This is a genomic window from Streptomyces sp. NPDC003635, assembly GCF_053587635.1.
Genome location: NZ_JBSFOK010000040.1, coordinates 38,529 through 61,612, shown reverse-complemented (window position 1 = coordinate 61,612; position 23,084 = coordinate 38,529). Strand labels below are relative to the sequence as shown.

23 protein-coding genes are annotated in these 23,084 nt (G+C 71.5%); 10 read left to right on the top strand and 13 right to left on the bottom strand.

The window, feature by feature from the left end; all coding sequences use genetic code 11:
* The first annotated feature begins 98 nt into the window (after nucleotides 1-98).
* On the top strand, nucleotides 99-1,451 hold the full coding sequence (locus ACWDRW_RS30165) for a lipase/acyltransferase domain-containing protein (protein ID WP_451728316.1): 1,353 nt from the start codon (nucleotides 99-101) through the stop codon (nucleotides 1,449-1,451).
* An 88-nt stretch (nucleotides 1,452-1,539) separates the two neighbouring features.
* Here the strand turns inward: ACWDRW_RS30165 and ACWDRW_RS30160 are convergent, their stop codons facing one another.
* On the bottom strand, nucleotides 1,540-2,187 hold the full coding sequence (locus ACWDRW_RS30160; RefSeq protein WP_451728313.1) for a peptide deformylase: 648 nt from the start codon (nucleotides 2,185-2,187) through the stop codon (nucleotides 1,540-1,542).
* A gap of 131 nt (nucleotides 2,188-2,318) precedes the next feature.
* Between ACWDRW_RS30160 and ACWDRW_RS30155 the strand changes: the two genes are divergently transcribed.
* Nucleotides 2,319-3,707: a PepSY-associated TM helix domain-containing protein gene (locus ACWDRW_RS30155; protein WP_451728311.1), complete on the top strand. Its 1,389-nt coding sequence runs from the start codon at nucleotides 2,319-2,321 to the stop codon at nucleotides 3,705-3,707.
* Nucleotides 3,708-3,762: 55 nt separating this feature from the next.
* Here ACWDRW_RS30155 and ACWDRW_RS30150 read toward each other — a convergent pair whose 3' ends face one another.
* On the bottom strand, nucleotides 3,763-4,209 hold the full coding sequence (locus ACWDRW_RS30150; protein ID WP_451728308.1) for a MarR family transcriptional regulator: 447 nt from the start codon (nucleotides 4,207-4,209) through the stop codon (nucleotides 3,763-3,765).
* Nucleotides 4,206-4,697 carry a MarR family winged helix-turn-helix transcriptional regulator gene (locus ACWDRW_RS30145; protein ID WP_451728306.1) on the bottom strand — a complete coding sequence of 164 codons (492 nt, stop codon included), beginning with the start codon at nucleotides 4,695-4,697 and terminating at the stop codon, nucleotides 4,206-4,208. The genes ACWDRW_RS30150 and ACWDRW_RS30145 overlap by 4 nt, the downstream gene beginning before the upstream one ends.
* A gap of 114 nt (nucleotides 4,698-4,811) precedes the next feature.
* On the opposite strand from ACWDRW_RS30145, the gene ACWDRW_RS30140 reads away from it, so the two are divergent.
* From ACWDRW_RS30140 to ACWDRW_RS30125, 4 genes are all read left to right on the top strand, one after another.
* Nucleotides 4,812-5,777 carry a pirin family protein gene (locus tag ACWDRW_RS30140; protein WP_451728303.1) on the top strand — a complete coding sequence of 322 codons (966 nt, stop codon included), beginning with the start codon at nucleotides 4,812-4,814 and terminating at the stop codon, nucleotides 5,775-5,777.
* Nucleotides 5,778-5,779: 2 nt separating this feature from the next.
* A complete protein-coding gene (locus ACWDRW_RS30135) occupies nucleotides 5,780-6,190 on the top strand; it encodes a GntR family transcriptional regulator (RefSeq protein ID WP_451728301.1) in 411 nt (136 codons plus the stop codon).
* Nucleotides 6,191-6,312: 122 nt separating this feature from the next.
* A complete protein-coding gene (locus tag ACWDRW_RS30130) occupies nucleotides 6,313-7,143 on the top strand; it encodes a PP2C family protein-serine/threonine phosphatase (RefSeq protein WP_451728298.1) in 831 nt (276 codons plus the stop codon).
* 50 nt (nucleotides 7,144-7,193) lie between these two features.
* Nucleotides 7,194-8,234 carry an MASE1 domain-containing protein gene (locus ACWDRW_RS30125; protein ID WP_451728295.1) on the top strand — a complete coding sequence of 347 codons (1,041 nt, stop codon included), beginning with the start codon at nucleotides 7,194-7,196 and terminating at the stop codon, nucleotides 8,232-8,234.
* 41 nt (nucleotides 8,235-8,275) lie between these two features.
* Here the strand turns inward: ACWDRW_RS30125 and ACWDRW_RS30120 are convergent, their stop codons facing one another.
* Nucleotides 8,276-9,061, bottom strand: a complete 786-nt coding sequence (locus ACWDRW_RS30120; protein ID WP_451728293.1) for an LmeA family phospholipid-binding protein — start codon at nucleotides 9,059-9,061, stop codon at nucleotides 8,276-8,278.
* A gap of 100 nt (nucleotides 9,062-9,161) precedes the next feature.
* On the opposite strand from ACWDRW_RS30120, the gene ACWDRW_RS30115 reads away from it, so the two are divergent.
* Together ACWDRW_RS30115 and ACWDRW_RS30110 are read left to right on the top strand one after the other, a co-directional pair.
* Entirely contained in the window at nucleotides 9,162-10,790 is a 1,629-nt protein-coding gene (locus ACWDRW_RS30115) for an MFS transporter (protein WP_451728290.1), read from the top strand.
* A gap of 129 nt (nucleotides 10,791-10,919) precedes the next feature.
* Nucleotides 10,920-12,167, top strand: coding sequence for a Gfo/Idh/MocA family protein (locus ACWDRW_RS30110; RefSeq protein WP_451728287.1), 1,248 nt, complete (start codon nucleotides 10,920-10,922; stop codon nucleotides 12,165-12,167).
* A gap of 15 nt (nucleotides 12,168-12,182) precedes the next feature.
* Here ACWDRW_RS30110 and ACWDRW_RS30105 read toward each other — a convergent pair whose 3' ends face one another.
* The 6 genes from ACWDRW_RS30105 to ACWDRW_RS30080 all read right to left on the bottom strand — a co-directional run bounded on the left by ACWDRW_RS30105 (nucleotide 12,183) and on the right by ACWDRW_RS30080 (nucleotide 18,307).
* The gene (locus ACWDRW_RS30105) at nucleotides 12,183-13,019 is read right to left on the bottom strand and encodes an NmrA family NAD(P)-binding protein (protein WP_451728284.1); all 837 of its coding nucleotides are present in this window, start codon (nucleotides 13,017-13,019) and stop codon (nucleotides 12,183-12,185) included.
* A 25-nt stretch (nucleotides 13,020-13,044) separates the two neighbouring features.
* Nucleotides 13,045-14,295 (bottom strand): patatin-like phospholipase family protein, encoded by a 1,251-nt coding sequence (locus tag ACWDRW_RS30100; RefSeq protein ID WP_451728282.1) that lies wholly within the window; start codon nucleotides 14,293-14,295, stop codon nucleotides 13,045-13,047.
* Nucleotides 14,292-15,371 (bottom strand): ComEC/Rec2 family competence protein, encoded by a 1,080-nt coding sequence (locus ACWDRW_RS30095; RefSeq protein WP_451728280.1) that lies wholly within the window; start codon nucleotides 15,369-15,371, stop codon nucleotides 14,292-14,294. Before ACWDRW_RS30095 ends, ACWDRW_RS30100 begins: the two co-directional genes overlap by 4 nt.
* A gap of 25 nt (nucleotides 15,372-15,396) precedes the next feature.
* On the bottom strand, nucleotides 15,397-17,220 hold the full coding sequence (locus tag ACWDRW_RS30090) for a S8 family serine peptidase (RefSeq protein ID WP_451728278.1): 1,824 nt from the start codon (nucleotides 17,218-17,220) through the stop codon (nucleotides 15,397-15,399).
* 17 nt (nucleotides 17,221-17,237) lie between these two features.
* On the bottom strand, nucleotides 17,238-17,567 hold the full coding sequence (locus ACWDRW_RS30085) for a hypothetical protein (protein ID WP_451728276.1): 330 nt from the start codon (nucleotides 17,565-17,567) through the stop codon (nucleotides 17,238-17,240).
* A 116-nt stretch (nucleotides 17,568-17,683) separates the two neighbouring features.
* Nucleotides 17,684-18,307, bottom strand: a complete 624-nt coding sequence (locus ACWDRW_RS30080; RefSeq protein ID WP_451728273.1) for a LuxR C-terminal-related transcriptional regulator — start codon at nucleotides 18,305-18,307, stop codon at nucleotides 17,684-17,686.
* Nucleotides 18,308-18,626: 319 nt separating this feature from the next.
* Here ACWDRW_RS30080 and ACWDRW_RS30075 point away from each other — a divergent pair, with 319 nt between their 5' ends.
* Together ACWDRW_RS30075 and ACWDRW_RS30070 are read left to right on the top strand one after the other, a co-directional pair.
* Nucleotides 18,627-18,779, top strand: a complete 153-nt coding sequence (locus ACWDRW_RS30075; RefSeq protein WP_451728271.1) for a hypothetical protein — start codon at nucleotides 18,627-18,629, stop codon at nucleotides 18,777-18,779.
* Complete coding sequence (locus ACWDRW_RS30070; protein ID WP_451728268.1) at nucleotides 18,769-19,971, top strand: MFS transporter; 1,203 nt, start codon at nucleotides 18,769-18,771, stop codon at nucleotides 19,969-19,971. The genes ACWDRW_RS30075 and ACWDRW_RS30070 overlap by 11 nt, the downstream gene beginning before the upstream one ends.
* A 3-nt stretch (nucleotides 19,972-19,974) precedes the next feature.
* On the opposite strand, the gene ACWDRW_RS30065 is transcribed toward ACWDRW_RS30070, so the two are convergent.
* From ACWDRW_RS30065 to ACWDRW_RS30055, 3 genes are all read right to left on the bottom strand, one after another.
* Entirely contained in the window at nucleotides 19,975-20,406 is a 432-nt protein-coding gene (locus tag ACWDRW_RS30065) for a DUF5959 family protein (protein ID WP_451728265.1), read from the bottom strand.
* 91 nt (nucleotides 20,407-20,497) lie between these two features.
* Nucleotides 20,498-21,940 (bottom strand): Gfo/Idh/MocA family protein, encoded by a 1,443-nt coding sequence (locus ACWDRW_RS30060; RefSeq protein WP_451728263.1) that lies wholly within the window; start codon nucleotides 21,938-21,940, stop codon nucleotides 20,498-20,500.
* Between the two features lie 334 nt (nucleotides 21,941-22,274).
* Entirely contained in the window at nucleotides 22,275-22,988 is a 714-nt protein-coding gene (locus ACWDRW_RS30055) for an FAD binding domain-containing protein (RefSeq protein WP_451728260.1), read from the bottom strand.
* Nucleotides 22,989-23,084 lie beyond the last annotated feature (96 nt).

The following is a 23,084-nucleotide window of genomic DNA, read 5'->3' as shown; positions in this document are numbered from 1 at the left end:
GTCCCCCGCTTCCGTACCCGGCCGACGTCGACGCCGTACCATGTGGCGCGCTGTCAACCAGGCGCATAATACGGCGATTTGAACCCCGGGGGGACACGGTGCGCGGCACTGCGGTGACGGATCTGGTCGTGGTGCTGCCGGGCATCATGGGCAGTGTCCTGGCGCGGGACGGACGCGAGGTGTGGAACCACACCCTCGCGGTCGCCGGACGGCACGCGCTGGGCGGTCTCGACGAGATACGGCGGCTCGCGCTGCCCGCCGACCTCGGGGACTCGGATCCGGGTGACGGTGTCGAGGCCGTGGGCCTGATCAAGGGCCTGCACATCCTGCCCGGGGTCTCGGCGATCGACGGCTACGAGACCCTGCTGACCTTCCTGGAACGGCGGTTGGGCCTGTCCGCGCGGTCCGGGAACCTGCTGCCGTTCCCGTACGACTGGCGGCTCTCGGTGCGGCTGACGGCCCGTCGGCTCGCGGAACGGGTGGAGCCCGCGCTGGAGGACTGGCGCAGGCGGAGCGGCCATCCCGAGGCGCGGGTGGTGTTCGTGGCCCACTCGATGGGCGGACTCGTCGCCCGCTACTACCTGGACGTCCTCGGCGGCAGCGCGCACGCCCGCGGCCTGATCACCGTCGGGACGCCCTATCGGGGATCGGTCAACGCCCTTGTCTCGCTGCACGAGGGGGTGGCGCCGCGGCTGGGTCGGATGTCGGGGCCGTTCACCCGGCTGGCGCGGTCGATGCCCTCGCTGTACCAACTCCTGCCGACGTGGCGTTGCGTCGTGGACGGTGACGGCTCCCGGTCGGATCCGGCCCGTGCCCGGGTGCCGGGGGTGGACGCGGGATCGGCGGCCGAAGCCCTGCGTTTCCACGACGAGTTGGACCGGGCCGACGGTGACGGGTACGCCCTGCACGTGTTCGGCGGGTGCCGGCAGCCCACCCGTCAGTCCGCGCTGCTCGCGTCCGACGTGCTGGCCGGCCGACGGGAGCTCGACGGCACCGATCATCTCGGGGACGGTACGGTCCCGCGCTTCTCGTGCTTCCCGGCGCAGTTGACGGACGACTCCAGCGTCCGCTTCTTCGCCCAGAAGCACGGGGCGCTGCAGAACGAGCGGGCCCTGCTGAACCAGCTCGAAGCCGTGCTGACCGCCCGTGATCCACGGCAGTTCCTCGACGGCGGGCAGGAGTTGGGCGTGGACCTGCCCGACGTCGCCGAGGGTGGTGACTGTCCTGTTCAGGCGGTGGCCGACGACGACCGGCTGGTCCTGTCCGCCACGGCCGTGGACGTCGAGACCGGCGAGGTGGGCGCGCGCCGGACCCTGCGCAACCGCGGCGAGGGCATCTACTCCACCCGCCTCGCCCTACCCGCCCCCGGCGCCTGGCGGGTCACCGTGGGCGACCCGGTCAACCCGGGGCAGGTGCACGAGGTCAGCGGCATCGTGCTGGTGGCGGGGTAGGGGAAAAGCCGGGCCGCTCTTGCGTGTTGGCGCGGATAGTCAGGGTTCTGGTGATCTCCGTCATGGTGGTCCGCTGCCCTGGGAACACCTAGTCCGGCAGGTCGAAGCCGAGCGCTCGAGCCGCCTCCCGAGGCGTAGGCTGCGCCCATCGTTCAGCCACCGCCGGGTTGGCGGACAGCGAGCGCGGTTCGGCCCGGTCCAGATAGAGCGTCCCGTCCAGATGGTCGGTCTCGTGCTGCACGATCCGGGCGGGCCAGCCCGTGAACACCTCGTCGAGGGCACGCCCGTGCTCGTCCTCGCCCCTCAGTCGCACCTCGGCGGCCCGCGCCACCACAGCCTGGTAGCCGGGCACGCTCAGACAGCCCTCGAAGAAGGCGGCACGCACGGAACCGACGGGTTCGTACGACGGGTTCACCAGCACCCGGAACGGCTGCGGCACCCGGCCACGCGCCAGCCGTACCTCCTCCGGAACCGGCGCCGGATCCTCGATCACCGCGACCCGCAGCGGCACGCCGACCTGTGGTGCCGCCAGACCCACCCCCGGCGCCGCGTGCATGGTCAGCCGCAGCGCTTCGACGAAGCGGGCCAGCAGGGCGGGGGACAACTGGCCGTCGTAGCGCTCGGTCCGGCGGCGCAGCACCGGATCGCCGGCCGCCACGATCGGCAACGGACCGCCGGTGGCGAGGAGTTGTTCGACCAGGTCGGTCAGGGGCGTGTGGTCGTTCGGTGATGCCATCGGGTCAGGATGCCACGCCCCCGCCGGGTGTGACTCGGGTCACTTCACATGCCGGGAACTCCGGGGCCGTTCGCCCCGACTACTGGACCGCAACCGCACCCAAGCGTCCCCAGCCCCGGAGAGGCCCGCCGATGTCCACCGCTCCCTCGACCAGACCGGACGAGGCTTCACAGACCGACGCCGCCCCGGCGCCGGCCCGCCGCACCTGGGCACCCCTGCGCCCGCTCGTCCTGCGGCTGCACTTCTACGCCGGGGTGCTCGTCGCCCCCTTCCTGCTCGTCGCCGCCGCGACCGGCTTCCTCTACGCCGCCGCGTTCCCGGCCGAGAAGATCGTGTACGCGCACGAGATGACCGTCCCCGTCGGCGACGAGAAGCTGCCGATCTCCCAGCAGGTCGCCGCGGCCCGCGAGGCCCACCCGGAGGGCACGGTCTCCGCGGTACGGCCCTCGCCGGAGGACGACGCGACCACCAGGGTGCTGCTGTCCGGCGTCGAGGGCGTCGACGAGACGCACACCCTCGCCGTGTTCGTCGACCCGTACACGGCGAAGGTGCGCGGCTCGCTCGAACAGTACGGCTCCACCGGGGCCCTTCCGCTGCGCACCTGGATCGACGAGTTCCACCGCGATCTGCACCTCGGGGAGAGCGGACGCCTCTACAGCGAACTCGCCGCGAGCTGGCTGTGGGTGATCGCCCTCGGCGGTCTGGTGCTCTGGTTCTCCCGGCGCCGGGCGCGTCGCAAGCTGCGCGGCACCAGCGGCCGCCGCCGCACCCTCGGCCTGCACGGCACGGTCGGCGCCTGGGCCGCCGCCGGGTTCCTCTTCCTGTCGGCGACCGGTCTGACCTGGTCGCAGTACGCCGGTGCCAACATCGACGAGTTGCGCACCTCGCTCGGCGGAGCGACCCCGTCGATATCGGCGGGCGCGGGCGGCGAGCACTCCGGACACGGCGCCTCCTCCGCCGCCGGGGACGCGGCGCACGGGGTCGGCCTCGACAAGGTGCTCGCGGCGGCTCGGGCCAAGGGGCTCGGCGACCCGGTGGAGATCGTGCCGCCCGCGGACGCGGAATCGGCGTACGTGGTCAAGCAGATCCAGCGCTCCTGGCCGACCAAGCAGGACTCCGTGGCCGTGGACCCCGGCTCCGGCCAGGTCGTCGACGTGCTGCGGTTCAGCGACTACCCGGTGCTCGCCAAGCTCACCCGCTGGGGCATCGACCTGCACACCGGCATTCTGTTCGGCCTGGTCAGCCAGATCGCCCTGATGCTGCTGGCGCTCTCCCTCGTCCTGCTGATCGTCTGGGGCTACCGCATGTGGTGGCAGCGCGGCCGGGACTCCGCCTTCGGCCGCCCGATCGCGCGCGGCGCCTGGCAGCACGTACCGCCGCAGATCCTGGTGCCGTTGGCGGTGGTGGCGGCCGTGGTCGGCTACTTCGTGCCGCTGCTCGGGATCTCGCTGCTGGCGTTCCTGGCCGTGGACGTCGTGCTCGGCGAGATCGCGCATCGCCGCAAGCGCACGGCCGCGTAGCGGGCCGGGGAGGCGGCGGACGGGACACTGGGTCCCGTCCGCCGCCTTCGTGCTGTCATGCGGCCCGGGCGGCCAGTTCGGCGTTGGCCCGCTCGGTGACCAGGGTCAGCACCCGTCCGGCCGCGGCCAGGTCCTCCGCCGGGATGCCGGCGTAGATACGGGCGGCGACCTTCGAGATCTCCGCGCCGGATTCTGCGAACAGTGCCGCGGCGGCGTCGGTGACCCGCAAGTCCGAGGCGCCGTCGTCCTCCAGCAGCCCCTTCTCGGTCAGCCCCGCTATGACGGACCGCGCGCTGTCGGCGTCGACCTTGAGCGATCCGACGACCTGCTCGACGATCGCCTCGCGGGTGACGGGCGCCTCGGCGACGACGACCAGCCGCAGGGTGATCTGCTCCTGGAAGGTGAGGCCGTAGCCGGCGAGGACGCTCTCCAGTACGGCGCGGGCGGCGTAGTGCGCCAGACCGATCACGCGGCTGTCGACGGCGGGGGCGGTGGTGGTCATGACTGCTCCTTGGGTGGCTCGGTGTTCTCGCTGAACGGATCGAGTGGTGCGTCGAGCAGGGTCGCCAGATCGGCGCCGAACTCGCGTGCGCGCGGGCTGTCGAGGCCGCCGAGCGGCGCCAGCAGTTGCTGGAGGAGGCCGTGGACGACCTTGACGGCCTGCCCGGTCACCTCGCGGCCCGTCTCGGTGAGCGCCAGCTGCACGGCGCGCGGATCCCTCGGGTCACGGGTGCGCTCCAGGAGTCCGGCGGACTCCAGGGAGCGGGCGAGCTTGGAGACGTAGAGCGGTTCGAGTCCGGTGTGATCGGCCAGGCGCCGCTGGCTGGGGCGCTGTCCGGTGCGGTGCATGCCGTACAGCGACGCCACCAGGGCGTACTGAGCGTGCGTCAGGCCCAGCGGGGCCACCGCGCGGTCGACCGCCACCCGCCACTTCATGGACAGCCGCCAGACCAGGAAACCGGGCGTCGCGCCCTCGGATGCCGAACTCATGACAGATAGAGTACATGGCTACTATGTACATGGCTACTATTTTCGGGTGAGCCGCCCCGGCCGCCGTGGGGGATGGACTGACGCGAGGGCCGCCGCGCGGCTAGTTTGGGCGACATGAGCAATCTTGATCGCGAGGCCGTGCCCGCGGTGTGCGGCGGCCGTGGCTTCGTCGTGGCGGAGCCCGTACGGGAACTCCTCAGCCCGCGCAGGGTCAAGCTCGGCGAGTCATCGGAAGTCCGCCGACTCCTGCCCAACCTGGGCCGCCGCATGGTCGGCGCCTGGTGCTTCGTCGATCACTACGGCCCCGACGACATCGCCGACGAGCCCGGCATGCAGGTGCCCCCGCACCCGCACATGGGCCTGCAGACGGTGAGCTGGCTGCACGAGGGCGAGGTGCTGCACCGCGACTCGACCGGCAGCCTGCAGACGATCCGCCCCCGCGAACTGGGTCTGATGACCTCGGGCCGGGCGATCAGCCACTCCGAGGAGAGCCCGAGGTCCCACGCCCGCTTCCTGCACGGCGCGCAACTGTGGGTCGCCCTGCCCGACCGCGACCGCCACACGGAGCCCCGCTTCGAGCACCACGCGGAACTCCCGGTGGTCACCGCGCCCGGCCTGTCGGCCACCGTGATCCTGGGCGACCTGGACGGCGCGAGTTCCCCCGGCACGACGTACACCCCTCTGATCGGCGCCGACCTCTCCCTCGCATGCGGCGCGGACGTACGCCTCCCCCTGGAGCCGGACTTCGAGTACGCCGTCCTCTCCATGTCCGGCGAGGCCCACGTGGACGGCGTCCCGGTCCTCCCCGGTTCGATGCTCTACCTCGGCTGCGGCCGCACCGAACTCCCCTTGCGCGCCGCGTCGGACGCGAGCCTGATGCTCCTGGGCGGCGAGCCGTTCGAGGAGGAGCTCATCATGTTCTGGAACTGGATCGGCCGCTCCCAGCAGGAGATCGAACAGGCCCGCCGGGACTGGATGGAGGGCACACGGTTCGGCGAGGTGAAGGGCTACGACGGAGAGCCGCTGCCCGCGCCGGAGCTGCCGCCGGTGCCGCTGAAGGCTCGAGGGCGAGTGCGTTAGCGATGCCGGAGAGGAAGTACGACAGGCCGTCCGACCTGGAAACGATCCGCCTGCCCGGACCGACGCGGAGCGACGTGGACGGGGCGCGGGACGAGTTCGCCCGGCACATCCGCGACGGCCTGGCCGCAGGCCGCTTCGCAGCCGGCGACGTACTGCCCACCCTGGCCGAGGTGCGCCGCCACTACGGATTGCCGGAAGAGCACGTTCGGCGCGCGATCCGTGAATTGCGCAGGACGGAGCATCTGCATCTGCACGACGACTATCTGGACACGTACGTCCTCGATCCCGGCCCCGACCATCCGCCGGGCGCACCCCGAGAGGACCTCGCCGTCCGGGTGGCCAGACTGGAAGCGATGTACGACGAGCTGGCCGCACGTGTCGCGGCGATCGAGGCGCGGCCTCCTCGCCCATGACCGGCCTGGCCGCGTTTGGTCGGGGCTGAGGTTCCGGGTGGTGCTGATGCGCCACTATCATCCGATGTGAGACGTTTGGGGGCTGGTGCCCTGAAAAGGGCGGGAAATCATCCGGAGCGGCCATGTCCCGCAAGCGCCCCGCGGACCACGGCGACGAACTGCTGGCCCGACTCGGTTCGCTGACCTCCCTCGCGCGGGAGCACGCGGAGCTGCAGCGTTCCCGGGTCGAACTGGCCATCGCCCTGCAGCGCGACATGCTGCCCGCACAGATGCCCGCGGCGCCCGGCTACCACCTGGCAGTGCGCTATGTCCCGGCCTTCCACGGCCTCAACGTGGGGGGCGACTGGTACGACGCCTTCCACCTGCCGGACGGCTGTATCGGACTGTCCATCGGGGACGTCCAGGGCCACAACATCGAGGCCACCGCCTTCATGGGCCAGGTACGCGTCGGTCTGCGCGCCCTGGCCTCCGTGACGAGTGAGCCGGGTGAGCTCCTCGCGCGGACGAACGAACTCCTGCTGACCCTCGGTACCGATCTCTTCGCCACCTGCACCTTCATACGCCTCGATCCGGCCTCGGGCGTGCTGGAGAGCGCCCGGGCCGGGCACATCCCCTGCGTGTGGGCGACGGCGGACGGAAAGTCCGGGGTCGCCGAGGACGAGGGCGGCCCGCCGCTCGGCATCCAGACCGGCACCGTCTACCCCGTGACCCGGTACCGGCTCACCACGGGCGGCGTGGTCGTCCTGCTCACGGACGGTGTGGTGGAGGGACCGTCCATGGAGCTCGACCAGGGTCTCGACCAGGTCGTCCGGCTCGCCGGCATCGCCGCGGTGGCGGGCATGGACGCCGGCTCGCTCGCCGCCGCCGTGATCCGGGGAGCGGAGCGGGTGGGGCACGACGACGACGCCGCGGTGCTGGTCCTCGGTCACGAAGGGTCCGAAGCTCAGCCGTAGGGCGGCATGCCGCCGCGCCCGCCTCGCCGAAACGGCCGCCGCGGTGTCTGATGGCTTGTGTGGTGGGTACCGAGAATCTGCGCCGGACCGGCGTCTTCGCCCTCCAGACGCTGGCCGTCGCCGGTTGCTACTACGCCGCGGGGCGGCTCGGACTCGTGCGGAACCTGGTCGTCGAGGGGGCGGTGGTCACCCCGATCTGGCCGCCGACGGGCGTCGCGGTGGCCGCTCTGCTGATCTTCGGACTGCGCGTCTGGCTCGGCATCGCACTCGGTGCCCTGTTCGTCATCATGCACCTCACCACGGTCCGACCCGAGACGGTCGGCATCCTGGCGGGCAACACGGTCGCCCCCGTCTGCGCCTGCCTCATGCTGCTCTACGTTGGCTTCCGTACCGATCTCGGCCGATTGCGGGACGGCCTGGCCCTGGTTTTCCTCGGCGCCCTGACCGGCATGCTGATCAGTGCCACGACGGGTGTCGGCATGCTCGTGCTGACAGACCGGCTCCATACCCACGGCTTCTGGACGGTGTGGCTGGCGTGGTGGGTGGGCGACGCGATGGGTGTCCTGATCGTCACCCCGCTCCTGCTGCTGCTCTACACCGCACGATGGCCCCCGAAGATGTCCCGGTTGCCGGAGGCCACCGGACTCGCCCTCGTCACCTGCGCAGCGGTGCTGCTGGTCACGCACGTCACCATCAGTGTGCTGTTCCTGGTCTACCCGCTGCTCATCTGGGCGGCCCTGCGCTTCCAGCTCGCCGGCAGCATGCTCTGCGCTCTCTTCACGTCCGTGGCGGCCACGGTCGCCGCCACGGAGGCGGTCGGTCCCTTCCAAGGGATGAACCGGACCGAGGTGATGATCAAACTGCAGGCCTTCAACGGCACCATGGCCCTGACCGCCCTGCTCCTCTCCGCCGTGATCACCGAGCAGCGCAACACCCGGCGCTCGGTGGAGCGGGCCTGCCAGGAACTGGTCGAGGTGCTGGAACACCTCACCGCGAGTGAGGCACCACGAGCACCACGGGCATCACGAGACGGACCGGCACCGTCGACAGGGGAACCTGACGGGACCCTGGGTGGGCGAGCAGGGCCGTAGCCTCCCCGGCAAGGGCGGCGGGACCGGCTCCGCGGCCGCTGTCAGGCGCGGCCGGCCGGGCGGAAGGTGACCGATTCGCCCGAGAAGTGGGCCCTGAGTCCCTTCGCCGTGGTCGTGACCGAGCGAAGCCGCAGACCATCGGGGATGTTCCGTAGCGGGGTCGGCTGTTCGAAGGCCATGTCCAGCAGGGCCTCTCCGACGGTGGGCAGCGCGCCGCCGGTGACCTGGAAGCCGCCGAAGCCGACGCGGTTGCCGGGGAGCGCCGAGACCGTGGCCGTCGCGGTGGCCTCGTCGCCGAAGGGAAGGGGAACACGGGCGGTGATCCGGCGGGGCCCATCGCCCCGGGCGACCTTCACGCCGAGGGCGTTCGACACATCCGCGTACGACAGGAAGGCGGTCGCCTCGGCCTCGCGCGCGGTTGCCTCGTTCTCGTCGTCCGACTTCCGCAGTCCCTCCATGTGCAGGGAGAGCTCGGAGACGGGCAGTGGGCGCGTTTCGCCGTCGGCCGGTATGTCCTGCGCGGTGAGGTCCACGTCCCGCAGGGTTCCTGCGGCCAGCTGGGACAGCACGGGTAAACCGTGCACCCGAACCTTCGGCGGCAGGGTCGTGTTCATGGCGTCCTGGAAGGCGCGCGCCGTGCTGTCCTCCGTGCGCGCGCACGCCACGCGGTCCACCGCGACGGGGACGAGGACCACCGCGAGCAGGCAGCCGACGGCGACGGCGACCGGGCGCCGGGCCCGGGGTGGGGGAGTTCCGCTCCGCGGGGGGTCGGGCGGTTCGCCCTGCGGGCGGCGCGCGGTGTCGTGGGCAGGCCGGGACTCGTACATGGTTCTCCTTCGGCGGGCATCCAGTGGCTTATTTGCACGTCAATGGGCAAGATAATAAGCTGCTCATCGTTGAGCAATTAGTGCGTCCTCTGGAGTGCCCATGCCTGTGCTCGCCACCACCCCCGTCGACCGGACGGCCGGGCCGTACGCCCGGCGCTGGTGGGCGCTGCTCGTCCTGTGCCTCAGCCTGCTGATCGTGGTCATGGCCAACACGTCGTTGATCGTCGCGGCCCCCGACATGACCACCGACCTGGGGCTGTCCAGCAGTGATCTGCAGTGGGTCATCGACGGCTACACGGTCCCCTATGCCGCGCTGATGCTGGTCCTCGGCGCGATCGGCGACAAGTACAGCCGCCGCGGCGCGCTCGTGGCCGGTCTGCTGGTCTTCGCGGGCGGTTCGGTGATGGGCAGCCTGGTGGACGACACGAGCCTGGTCATCACGGCCCGCGCGATCATGGGCGTGGGCGCCGCCGTGGTCATGCCGGCCACGCTGTCGTTGCTCGTCGCGATGTTCCCCAGGCGGGAGAGGGCGCGCGCCATCACGGCCTGGACCGCCACGTCCGGCCTGGCCATCGCGGTCGGCCCGGTCGTCGCCGGCCGGCTGTTGGAGAGCCACGCGTGGGGTTCGACGTTCCTGATCAACGTGCCGATCGCGGTCGTCGCCGTCCTCGGCGCGTTCGTCCTGGTGCCGCCGTCCAAGGCGGAGGGCATGGGCCGGATCGACTACGTCGGCGGCCTGCTGTCGATCATCTCGGTCGGCTCACTCGTCTACGCCATCATCGAGGGCCCGCACTTCGGCTGGGGCGCCGGTCCGGTCGCGGCGGCAGTCGCCGCAGGCGTGGGCCTCGTGGCCTTCACCGTGTGGGAGCTGAAGCACCCGCACCCGATGCTCGCCGTCCGCAAGTTCAGGCTGCGCGGCTTCAGCGGTTCGATGATCGCGGTGCTGTTCTTCTTCTTCGGCACCTTCGGCTCCATCTACTACTCCACCCAGTTCCTCCAGTTCGTCCTCGGCTACGACGCCCTGGAGACGGGCATACGGCTGCTGCCGCTGGCCGGTGCCGTGTTCGTCGGGGCCGCGGTGACCGGGAAGCTGACCCCGAGGCTCGGCGTGAGGGCGATGGTCGTGCCCGGCATGGCCATCGGCACCGTGGCCGTGTTCCTGCTCACGCAGGTCGACAGGGGCTCGACGTACACCGACTTCCTGCCCACGCTGCTGCTGCTCGGTCTCGCGATCGGCCTGAGCGTCTCGCCCGCGACCGACACGATCATGGACTGTTTCCCCGAGTCCGAACTCGGCGTCGGTGGCGGCGCCAACGACACCTCGCTGGAGCTCGGAGGATCCCTCGGCATCGCCGTCCTCGGCTCCCTGCTGGGCACCGCCTACAAGGACCGGCTGACCGACCTGGTGAGCACCCAACTGCCGCACGACGCGCTGGAGACCGCCAAGGAGTCGGTCGGCGCGGGTCTCGCGGTCGCCGAGCAGGTCGCCAAGACCCCCGGTGCCACGCCCCAGCAGGCCCAGGCGCTGGCCGACGCGGTCAACGAGTCCTTCGCCCACGGGGTCGCCCACACCAGCCTCATCGGCGGCATCATCATGGCCGCCGGCACGATGATCGTCCTCGCTGTCCTTCCCGGCCGCCGGACCACCCGTAAGCAGGAGGACGACGCGGTGGCGGCGACGCGGGAGCCGGAGCCCGGCGAACCCGTCGAGCAGCGCACGAGCGCCTGAGCGGGCCACGGCCGACGAGAGGCGATGACGGGTGGCCACCACCTTGTCGCGCGGAGGCGGCGCCGCTGGCGTCGCCCCCGTTCGGGAGCGCCACCGCCCCAGTCTCCGAGGCACAAGGAAGGCGGGCCCATGCCCTCCGTCGTCACTCTCGCCGTCGTCGGTGCCGGTGACCGCGGGACCGGCCATGCGCGGGGGGCGCTGGCACATCCCGATCGGGCCCGGGTCGTCGCGGTGGCCGAGCCGCGCGAGACCCGGCGCGACCGGTTCGCGGCGGCGCACGCCCTGGCGCCCGGGGCGGCGGTCGAGGACTGGCGGGTGCTGGCCGCGCGCGGGCGGGTCGCCGACGCCGTACTGATCTGCACCCTGGACCGGGACCACCTGGAGCCCGTCCTGGCGTTCGCGGAACTCGGCCACCACATCATGCTGGAGAAGCCGATGGCGCTGACCGCGCGGGAGTGCCGACGGATCGTGGCCGCCGTGGAGGAGGCCGGGGTCACGCTGGCCGTCGGCCACGTCCTGCGGTACACGCCGTACACGCGCGCGCTGAAAGCGGTCGTGGACTCAGGGCGGCTCGGGGACATAGTGAGCGTCCAGCACCTCGAACCCGTCGGCTTCTGGCATCAGGCCCACTCGTTCGTACGGGGCAACTGGCGCCGGGAGGACGAGGCCACCTCCATGCTGATGGCCAAGTCCTGCCACGACTTGGACTGGTTGCAGTACGTCCTCGGCCAACCGCCGGTCCGTGTCTCCAGCTTCGGCCGGCTCTCCCACTTCCGCCCCGACAACCGCCCTGCCGGAGCCGCCGAACGGTGCCTGGACTGCTCGGTCGAGGCGCACTGCCCGTACTCCGCCCCGCGCGAGTACGGCGACCGGCTCGCCCGCGGGGAGCATCGCTGGCCGCTGAGCGTGGTGGTGGACGACTTCACCCCGCAGGCGCTCGAAACCGCCCTGCGCGAGGGCCCGTACGGCCGCTGCGTGTACGCGTGCGACAACGACGTGGTCGACCACCAGGTCGTCGCCATGGAGTTCGCCTCCGGCGCGACCGGCACCTTCACCATGACCGCGTTCACCGAACAGGCCGACCGGCAGACCCGGATCTTCGGCACGCGCGGCGACGGAAGGCACTTGCGGGTCTACGACTTCCTGACCCGTGCCGAGGAGGACGTCGACCTGGGTGGCGGCGGCGCGATGAACGCGGCCGGTGGCCACGGCGGCGGCGACGCGGGCCTGATGGAAGCGTTCGTCGCCGCCGTCGCCACCGGCAGTCCCGGCCTGGTGAAGTCGGGCCCACGGGAATCGCTCACCAGCCATCTCGCGGTGCTGGCGGCGGAACGGGCGCGGCTGAATCACCCCGTGGAGACGGTCGACCTGCGCTGACGCGAGGGCGCGGAGCTACGCCGTGAAGGCGTCCGCGTGCCGCGCTGCCCACTCGGTGAAGGTGCGGGCCGGGCGGCCGGTGACCTTCTCCACGGTGTCGACGACCGTGCGGCCGACCTCAGGGGTGTTGCCGAAGGCCTCCAGGAGGAAGCCGATCACGTCCTCCGGATGGCCCGCCGCCCGCCACTGCGCGACGGCCTGTTCCTCGGTCAGTTCGACCAGGGCGATCTCCTGTCCGCGAGCGGCGGCGATGGCGGCCACCTTGTCGCCCACCGTGAGGAGTTCGGGGCCGGTGATCACGTACTCCTGGCCGCCGTGGCCCTCCTCGGTGAGCGCCACCGCGGCGACGGCGCCGATGTCGCCCTCGTGCACCATGGCGCTCAGCCGGGAGACGAAGGGTTCTTGGACCTCGTCCCGGGTCACGACGCCCTCCGCCCATTCCAGCGCGTTGGCCATGAACTCCACCGGCATGAGTACCGTCCAGGCCACCCCGTCGTCCGCGCGCACCGCGTCCTCCAGCAGCGACGGCCCGCCGCCGTGCAGCACGGTGACCCGGCGAACGCCGGCCGCGCGGGCCAGTTCCAGGATCCGCGGACCCGTCTCCAGCGGGGCGAAGTAGGCGCCGCCGAAGGTGATCAGGTGAAGGCCGGTGACTCCGTCCAGCGCCGGGACCAGGCTGTCGGGGTCGGTCAGGTCGCCCTCCACGACCTCGACCCCGGCCGGGAACTCGGCCTTCGCCGCGTCCCGGGTGAGAGCGCGGACCCGGTGGCCGCGAGCGAGCAGTTCGGCGACGACCTGACGGCCGACGGTTCCGGTGGCACCGGTGACAAGGATGTTCTGCGTCTGGGTCATGGAACGACCGTAGGAGGCCTTGCGGTCAGTTTCCGTCCTCAAGGGGCGGGGCCTTCAGCGAGGCGAGGTCCGGCAGCCGGTACGGATGGAAGGCCGCCAGACCGGCCCCCGCGAGCCACCAGCCGCGGTACACCAGGGCCCGGCACAGGCGTTCCGTCAGCTGGTCGAAGACCGTCGGTACGAGCGCCAGGTCGCGGCCCTCGTGGGTGCGGTGCTCGGGGAAGGCGTCCCGCCACTGCTCCAGCCGTCCGACGCCGTTCTGCGGGAAGTCGGTGGCCAGCGCCACCAGGACGCCCCGGCGGGCGCCGGGTGGCAGGGGTTCGTCCGGGCCGACCGCGTCACCGCGCCGGAAGCGCTCGACGATCAACCGCGTGCGCAGGGCCGTACTCTGGCGGTACAGCAGGGAGTTGGCGCGCGCGAGATCGCGGACCACCGGCATGCCGCCGTACGCTCCGGGGCGCAGCAGGCCGCCCGCGTTGAGGACGAGCAGGAAGACATCGCGGTAGCGCTCCCCGTCGACGGACTCCGAACCGGTGTTGTCGTAGACGCCGCCGTCGAGGAGGGCAGGTGCCTCCGTGCCGCAGGGGAAGCTCGCGTGCTCGAGGACCATCGGCGGGAAGGCCCCTGGTACCGCTGCCGATGCGGCTGCCGCGGTGCTCAGCCTCAGGTCGGTCCCCGCGGTGGGCGTCAGCCCGATCGTGTAGTCGCCGAACACGTCGCGTTCGAAGGTGAAGCGGGCGCCGGTGGTCAGATTGGCCGCGTTGAGGATCCATCTGACCTGCGGGTCGAGGTCCTCCAGCCGGGTCCCGTCGAAGAACCACTCGTCGAAGCGCCGGGCCAGGAGGTCGGTGCGCGTCGACGGGCCCACGGTGCGCCACACCCCCCGCAGCAGCGCCTTCTTCAGCGAACGCGCGCTGATCCGGCCGATGGTCGGGTCGATGAGGAGGTCGTCGACGGCCGTGCCGGTGAAGCCCTGTTGGCGCAGGCCGCGCCAGGCCGTGGCCAGCAGGCCGTTGGCCACCGAACCTCCGGACACCGAGGACGCGTACCTGAGGTGGGACAGCATGCCCGCGTCGGCGAGGAGACGGATGACGCCGAGTGCGGAGAGCGTGGCCCGGAAGCCCCCGCCGGACAGGGCGACGGCGACCGGGTCGTCGGAGGGGGCCGGCTGGGCGGGCCGCAGGGTGTCGCCGCAGGGCTGGGCCCGCAGACCGGTGCCGAGGGCCGGTGAGTCGACGGCCCACCGGTTCCCGCTGGACGGCCGGGGCGGGTTCATGACCGGTCACCGACGTCTATGACCAGGGCCGGATCCGCGGGCGAACGCTCGCTCACGGTGAAACTCCGCCTCTTCCGGAGATCCTTGAGGGTGTCCCGGGCGAACTCGATCTCATTCGTCAGGTGGACGGTGTACTCGTCGTCCCGGCCCCTGGAGTCGACAAGCATGCGCAGGGTTTCCTCGCTGGGATGGTGGTGCTTCACCCCGTCGGCCGAGATGACGTAGTGATCGGCGTGAATGCTGTCGAAGAAGTCCTGCTCCACGTTGCGGTCGCTGCCGTGGTGGGGGAGTTTCAACAGGTCGACGTGGAGGGGGCCGCCGTCGTCGAGCAGCCCGGTGGCACGCAGCCCGGCCAGGATGCGGTCGCCCCTGGCGTCCCCGGTGAGCAGCGCGGTCCGGCCCTCGTGCGTCACCAGCAGGACGATGCTGGACAGGTTCGGTATGGAGCCGTCCGAGTAGGCGGACGTGATGACCGTCGGGTCCTTGCGCTGCTTGGCCTCGCGCCAGCGTTCCGTCAGCTCCTCCAGCGCCGCGTCGTCCGGGGCGACGACCATGACGTGCAACCGGTCGAGGGTGGCCTCCTCGCCCTCGACGAGAGGGCCGTCGAAGAGGGGATTGCCGTCCAGGCCCAGTCCGGCCGCCGCGTCCCGGATGGCCCGGCCCTGGTTGTAACTCGCCCTGACGGCGCCGCTCTCCTCGCCGGCGCGGTCGACGATCTCCCGGGTCGAGGCGCTCAGGCCAGGCGCCTTGCGGTCCACCAGTTCGTCCACGGAGTTGAACCAGATCCTCTTCACCGCGAACGGATCAGGTTCCTGGTCGTCCCGCGTGTGCTGTATCTGCCGCAGCAGTTGGAGCAGGCCGGCCGCGTGGTCGTCGTCGACGTGGGACAGGCAGACGACGTCGATCCTCGGGCTGCCGTGGGCGTCCGGGGCGAGTTGCGCCAGGCGGTCGCGCAGCGACGTCTCGAACACCTGGCTCGGTCCGCCGTCGACGAGCATGACCCGTTCCTTCGGTTCCCCCCAGCGGACCAGGAAGGAATCTCCGTGCCGGGCGTTGAGGAAGTCAAAGGTGAACATGGTCGTTCCTTTCGGGCTCGACCCCTCACACGGACTGCATCGCGCGCAGGACGTCGACCAGGCCGTACCCCTGGTAGTGCCGTTCCCGGCCCAGGTCCGTCGCCGTCGTGCACAGGATCTGCTTGACCCGCTCGGGGCGGCCGATCAGTTCCCGGTTGCGGGCCAGCAGCATCGCCGCGGCTCCGCTCACGTGGGCCGCCGCCTGGCTGGTGCCGTGCAGTGCGGCGATGCCCTGGTCGGGCACCGGACCGTCGATGTCCTCACCCGGCGCCAGGAGATCGGGCTTCAGCCGGCCGTCGCCGGTCGGGCCGCGGCTGGAGAAGTAGCTGACGCCGTGGCGGTGCGGGTTGCTGCGATGCGTGGAGCCGACCGTGATGACGGAATCGGCGTTCCCGGGATCGGAGATGCTGGCGCCGCGGTAGTCCTGGCCCAACGTGTGCACGGCTCCCGCGTATCCGGAGTTCCCGGCCGCGACGACGACCACCACACCCGAGCGGGACAGACGGTCGCATTCGATGCACACCGGGGTCCAGCCGGTGGAGTGGCTCGCCACGTCGTGCGGCACCGACAGGCTGAGGTTGACCCCGGCGATGACGAACCGGCCCGCCTGTTCGTTGATGTACCGGATGGCCTGCAGGGCCGTCACGATCGAGAACTCGTCCCCCTTCCCCTCGGCGCCGAGGACCCGGAAGTCGTAGAGCTGGATGCGCGGGCAGATGCCACGGAAGACCTCATGGGGACGAGGCCACCAGCCACCGATGATTCCGGCGATGTGCGTGCCGTGCGGGTCGATCGGGGTGGTGTACTCCTCGGAGCACACCACCTCGGAAGGTTGCGCCGCGGCGGTCACCGTCGACAGGTCGTACTCGACGAACGGCAGGGCGAGCTGCCAGTCGATCCGCCCGTCGTTCTTCGCGTCCTCGGACAGCGTCTTGCGTACGCCGACGAAGTTGAAGGCGCGGGGGATGCGCAGTCGACGCGGCACCGGCGCCGGGGTGGCCGTGGTGTCCCAGTCGTAGAAGGCGGGGTGCCGTGCGTCGATGCCGCTGTCGACCACGGCCCAGCCGATGGAGCTGCAGTTCACGGAGAAGACCTGCTCGGCGGCGTCGGCCTTGATGGTGGCCCGGGACCGTACGACCGCCGAGGACGCCTGCCGGTTGGCGGTCACGGAGAGGATCGGATACCGATGCCTGCGGTCGACGACGACCTGCCCCGCCGGATCCGTGGGGATCTCGGTGTCCGCCCGCTCCAGATGAACGCCGGTCAGCATGTCGGCCACCTCGGCGCAGACCGCCGGGTCCGAGGGCGCTCTGGCACGCAGCGCCGGATCCGACTCCGCGACGATGGCGGTCAGCAGTCTGAGGAACCACCGCTGGTGCCGGGTGCGTTCCTGCCGCCTCGCGGAGTTGTCGTGCACGTCGCTGGCCCGCCCGGGGATCCCGCCGGGCCGCGCCGACGTCGGGGTGTCGTCGCGCAACGCGTCCGCGATGCCGGCGCCCCCCTGACGTTTCGCCAGATCCTGCGCGTCGCGGACGACACGGTTGAGGTTGGACTTGGGCAGCACGGTCTGCACGAGTTCGCGCAGGGTCAGCTTCGCCACGATGAAACTGCCCGACGCGATCGGCTCGGAGTCGCGCATCATGTCCAGATACCTGAAGCGGGTCAGTATCTGGTGGACACCGTGTTCCTCGTTGATGGCGAGGATCAGGTCCTCCCTGGACTCCAGCGAGTCCTCGGGAAGCTGCGCGAGAGCCAGCAGGGCGTCGAAGCGGACCGGACAGTCCGTCGCCCAGGGGACGGGCCGGGGGCCCTTCCCGTAGAAGAGTTCCTCGAGCCTCTTTCGGTCCATCTGTCTCCCACCGTGGGTCAGGTGCCGGTCCGGACGGTGATCTTCCCGTCGCGCGGGACCCCGGTGGAGCCCTGGACCGCGTCCGAGATCCTGAGCTTCCAGCCGCCCGCCACGGCGTCGCCGAGCAGCGGCGCGAGGGGGGAGGGCGGTTGTGAGGTCACCGCCCGGCGGCCCGGGGGAGTCGGCAGCACCGGATGGGGGATCCCGCTGGACACGAACCGGCGGTCGGCACCGGCGCTGTCGGTCTCCGCGTAGCAGTAGGCGCCGCGGTCGGCGTCGTGGACGACCGAGCAGCCGTCGAGGGTCTCGTAGCGTGCGTACTTGTCGTCACCGAAGGTGCCACTCATCGCGGATGACCTCCCGAATCGGCGCGAGAAGGCTCATGCACTCAGTGTGGAGGTCGGGGGAGGGCGGGCACAGGGCAGAAGGACCCACGCCGAAGAGGGGCAGCGTTACCCCTGCGCTACCGCTTCCAGGTGGCCGCGGGGATGATGTCGTGGGCGATGGCGAAGCGGGTCAGGTCGGCCCGGCGCCGAGAGCCGATCTTGTCGCGGAGCCGGTCCAGGTGCGAGTGCACTGTGTGCTCGCTGATGCCGAGCCGTACGGCGATGTCGTGGTCGGTCTCACCATGGGCGACCAGTTCCAGGATCTGCCGCTCGCGGTCCGTGACATGGCAGGCGGGCTCGGCGGCGGGACGTACGGCGAGATCGGCGGAGATGTAGGGGCGGCCCCCGGCGACGAGCCGCAGCGCGGCCAGCAACTCGCACTCGTCCGCGTGCCGGCTCAGGCAGCCGAGGGCACCGGCGCGCATGGCGGGCAGGGCGTGGCCGTCCTGGACGGAGGAGAGGACCAGGACCGAGATCCCGCGGGCGGCGAGGCGTCCCACGATCTCCGCCAGACAGGCGGGCGGGAGCTGGAGGTCCACGAGCGCGAGGTCGCCCCGGCCGAGGACGCGTAAGGCCTCGTCGGCCGATCGGGTGGCGAGGGCGAGCACCATGCCGTCGGCGTCCTCGACGGCATGGGCCGCACCCCTGCGCAGGAGCGGGCAGTCGCCGACGACGGCGACACGTTTCGCGTCCGCACTCATGGGCGCCTCACTCGGACGGGGGCCGACGCCCCCGTGCGTGGGCCGGCCTCACGGCTCCAGTGTTGTTCCTCCGGGCCTGTCCGGCATGCCGAGAGGGCGTCGGCGGGCGGTGGTGAAGCGGCTGCGGCGGGTGGTGGTGAAGCGGCTGCGGCACTCCGTCCGCTTCTTCATGCCTTTGGCATATGGCGACTCGCAGGGGTGCCCACTCTGTGCCACCGTGATGGGGGCATCCACGGACCGGCTCCCGGCCCTCGGTGCCGGTGCTCACCCGGCACCGCGGCCCCCGCGCCGTCGACGCGGCCAGGCCGAAAGGACGTCCATGAACGACACCGCCGAGCCCGTCCCCTCGCACGCCTGGCTCGTCACGGACCTGGCCGCGGGACTCGCACGGCGGCTCCCCGTCCCGGCGCTCGACACCCACCTGGACCGGCTGAACCGGCTGATCGACTTCACCGCCCACCATGGACGGTGAGCCCCGAGGCTGGCGTCCCTGCCTGCTCGCCGGGGCGGTCTTCGCGGTCTGCATGGCCGGTACGACGCTCCCCACCCCCCTCTACGGCCTCTACCAGGAGAAGTTCGACTTCTCCGAGCTCACCGTCACGGTCGTCTACGCCGTGTACGCCTTCGGAGTCATCGGCGTCCTGCTGCTCGCGGGCAACGCCTCCGACGCCGTAGGAAGACGCCCGGTGCTGTGGTGGGGCCTGGGGTTCGCCGCCGCCAGCGCCGTCTGCTTCCTGAGCGCCACCGCCCTGGGCTGGCTCTACGTCGGACGGCTGCTGTCGGGCCTGTCCGCGGGCCTGTTCACCGGGGCCGCCTCGGCGTACGTCATCGAGCTGGCGCCGCGCGGCTCCCCGCGGGCCACGTTCGTGGCGACCGCCGCGAACATGGGCGGCCTGGGCTGCGGCCCGCTGCTCGCGGGGGTGCTCGCGCAGTACGCCGACCGGCCGCTGTACCTGCCGTTCCTCGTCCACCTCGCCCTGGTGGCCCTCTCGGCGCTCGTACTGCTGTGGCTTCCGGAGACCGTGCGCGAGCGGCGGCCCTTGAACACCGTACGGCCGCAGAAGCCCGGCCTGCCGCCGAGGGTGCGGCCGGTCTTCGGCCCCGCTGCCGCCGCCTCCTTCGTCGGCTTCGCCCTGTTCGGTGTGTTCACCTCGGTCAGCCCGTCGTTCCTCGCCCAGTCCCTGGACGTGCACAACCGCGCGGTCAGCGGACTGGTCGTCGCGCTCGCCTTCTTCGCCTCGACCGCCGGGCAACTGGCCGTCGGCCGCGTCGGCGTGAGCCGCTCCCTGCCCCTCGGCTGTGTCGCGCTGCTCGCCGGACTCGCCTTGCTGGCGGGCGCGCTGCACTGGGATCTGCTGCCGCTGGTCGTGCTCAGCGCGCTCGTCGGCGGGGCCGGGCAGGGGCTGTCGTTCCGCGGCGCGCTGTCGGCCGTGGCACAGGTGTCCGAGGACGACAAGCGTGCGGCCGTGATCTCGGCCCTGTTCGTCGTCGCCTACGCCGGCATCTCGGTCCCGGTGATCGGCGTGGGCCTGCTGGTCGGACCGATCGGGCTGGAGGGCGCCGGCCTCGTCTTCATCGCCTGCATGGCGCTGCTGGTGTCCACGGCGGCCGTCTACCTCGTGCGCCGCCCGGTACCGGTGCCGGAGGCGGGCGGCGTGCGCTAGCGGTCAGTCCTCGTCGGACGGCCAGGTCTTGCGGACGAGTTCCAGCCGCTCGTAGGCGTCATCGAACCAGGAGTCGGTCATCGGTACGGTCACCGTGACCGAGGTCAGGGAACCGGCGCTGTCCTTGACGGTGACGTGCGCCCGTTCCTCCTCGAGGTCCCGTTCGACGAACAGTGCGGGCCCTCGCGAGAACTCGCGCCAGGCGATGTCCCGCCCGGCGTCGAGAGCGTCCAGGGCCTCCTGCCATTCGCTCAGGTCCCGGGGGAAGACCCAGACCGCGAGACTGCCCTTCACGAAGCGGGTGTCGACGACGAAGGCCCCGGCCAGGACCTCATCGGAGAGCGCACCCCGACGGTGATCGGGCCCGGTGATCCGCAGGACGACGCTGTTGCCGTCCCCCGTCAGCCGTATCAGATCGATCGGTCCGTCACTCACTGGTGTCCTCCCCGCCGCTTGCCTGGCCGAAGAATAGCCTTCGCCCGCGACGGGGAGGTCCCGCGCGTCTCCGCGACGCGGCGCTGCACGCTCAGGCGACCGGGGGCATGTCGCTCGGCCGGGAGTCCAGGCCCGTGCGGTGGTTGACCCAGGAGCCCCGGGTGAAGTCCGGCACCGCGACCGGACGCCCGCCCGCGGCAAGCGACTTGACGCTCAGGGGGATCGGGGAGCACCAGACCGCGCCGTCGTAGACGTCCATGTCGGGGACCAGACCGGCCCGCATCTGCTGGACGGTCCGCCACTGCAGGACGTAGTCCATGCCGCCGTGGCCGCCGTTGTTGGCCGCGTCGTCGCCGATCTTCAGCCACAGCCAGTGGTCGAACTCCTTGCGGTAGGCGTCGAACGCCCGCCAGGTGTGACCGCTGTGGTCCGGTTCGACGTAGATGCGGCCGCCGCCCGCCGACGTCACTCCGGCGTAGTCCTCGAAGATGCCCCGGCTGCCGGCGAGTGAGTTGATACGGCTGTACGGACGCGGCGAACTGACCTCGTGCTCGGCCCGGATGACGCGGCCCAGCTCGGTGTCGATCAGGCAGGTGACCAGGTCACCGTTGATGTACGTCTCCTTCCAGCTCGGGTGGGACTTGGGCATGAACCGCTCGCGGTAGTCGGCCAGTCCCCGGGGTTCGGTGGCCGTGGCCCGGAGCATCGTCATGCGGTCGCCGCGGTTGATGTCCATCGCCGCGGCGATCGGGGCGAGGCCGTGCATCGCGTAGAACGACGCGGTGCTGCGGGTGTGCCAGAGCCGCCGCCAGGAGTCGGTGTAGTACGTGTCCGAGAACAGCAGTTCGCGCAGGTCGTGCAGGTAGCCGCCGTGGCCGTTGGTGACCTCGCCGAACAGGCCGTCGTGGGCCATCTTCAGCATCGCCAGCTCGTTGCGGCCGTAGGAGCAGTTCTCGGAGAGGATCAGATGGCGGCGGGTGCGCTCGCTCGTGTCGACCAGGTCCCACAGCTCGTCCAGCTCGGTGGCGATGGGCAGTTCGACCAGGACGTGCTTTCCGGCGAGCAGGGCCGCGCGGCCCTGCTCGTAGTGGAACTCCCAAGGGGTCGCGATGTACACGAGGTCGATGTCGTCGCGGCGCAGCATGCGCGCGTAGGCGTCGGCGGAACCGCCGTACTCGGCCGGGCGGGGCCGGCCTTCCGCGACCAGCTTGTCGGCGGTGCGTCTGGCGCGGTCGGCGCGGATGTCGCACACGGCGGTCACCGTGCAGCCGGGGACGGCGCCCCAGCCCGAGGACATTCCGTGTCCCCGGTTCCCGAGACCGATCATGCCGACGCGGACGGTCTGATACTGGCCGAACGGAACGCCGATCATCGACTTCTGCCCCGGCCGCCGCGACGGCGTGCCGTCGACGGTCGGCGCGCTCGGAGCCGTGGGGGCGGCGGAGGCGTGGGTGCCGAGTCCGGCGACCACGGCCCCCGAGGCCAGGGCTCCGCCCATGACGGTACGGCGTGAGACAGCAGGGATTTCAGGCATGGCGAGATCGCTCCCTAATGCGTGGCGGCCGGCTGCTCTTGCTGCGGCACGACTCTGTCCACGCGGACGCCATGTGTCAATAGGTGCTCGAAGAAGAGGAGTTGCGAGCAGAAATGAGCATGGACGGGGTTGTCCGCCGGACCTGCGATGACAGCGGCGCGCACAGCGGAACCCCCTGCGGGTGGGCGCGGCGAACTCACCTCTCGCGGCGCGACGCCCGGAGGTGCTGAGTAGCTGAAAGCGTCGAGGGGACCGCGGCGGTGCACCGGATCCGTACGCGGGCATGCGCAATCAGCCGCCCCGGACGGGCCGGAGCGGCTGGCCGACTCTCACGTCATACGGCGGACAGCACCTCGGTCACCTGCCGGCGGACCAGGTCCCGGGCGCCCACGGGAAGCGCCCCGATGTCGGTGGACTCCACGGCCTGCAGGACCTCGTCGACGTCGGTCGCGCAGGCGGCGGACGCGGGCAGGAACTCGTAACCGTCGCGGACCGCGACGCGCAGGCGCTTCGTGCCGTCGGGTTCCGTGTGCACGGCCGTGGCGACCACGAAGGGCGGTGGGCCGCCCGCCTCGCCCTCCTGCTTCACGTACCCGCTGGCCAGCGGGGTCCGCCAGGTGATGCTCAGCAACACCGGGCGCTTCGCCAGGAGTTCGGTCAGGTCGGTCTCGTAGGCGCCCGCCGCGTCCAGGACCGTCGCGCGGGCGTCCAGGACCAGGGCGGCGGGGAGCAGGCAGCGCAGGGTGCTGCCCACGATGTTGCCTCCCACCGTCGCCGCTCGGCGTACGGCGCCGGTGCCGATCGTGGCGGCCGCCTTGCGGAGGACCTCCGGTACCCGGTCGTCGATCCGTTGCAGGACCACCGCCGAGCCCAGGGTCTCGGGCCCGAGGACGTTCGCCTCCGGCAGGTCGCGCAGGGACATCGCCCGGTCCGGGAAACCGTCGCGTTGGAAGGTCGCCCAGACGAGCGTGGCTCCACCGATCGGCAACGCCCCCTCGGCTATGTGCTGTTGGACCTCGGACACGGACGTGGGCAGATGCAACAACACGGAGCGGACCTGCTTTCCCGATGGGTCTCGTTCAAACGCGTATCGCATTCTCCCCACCGGGCAGGGGGCGCATGCAGGGTTCACGGTGTCACCCCT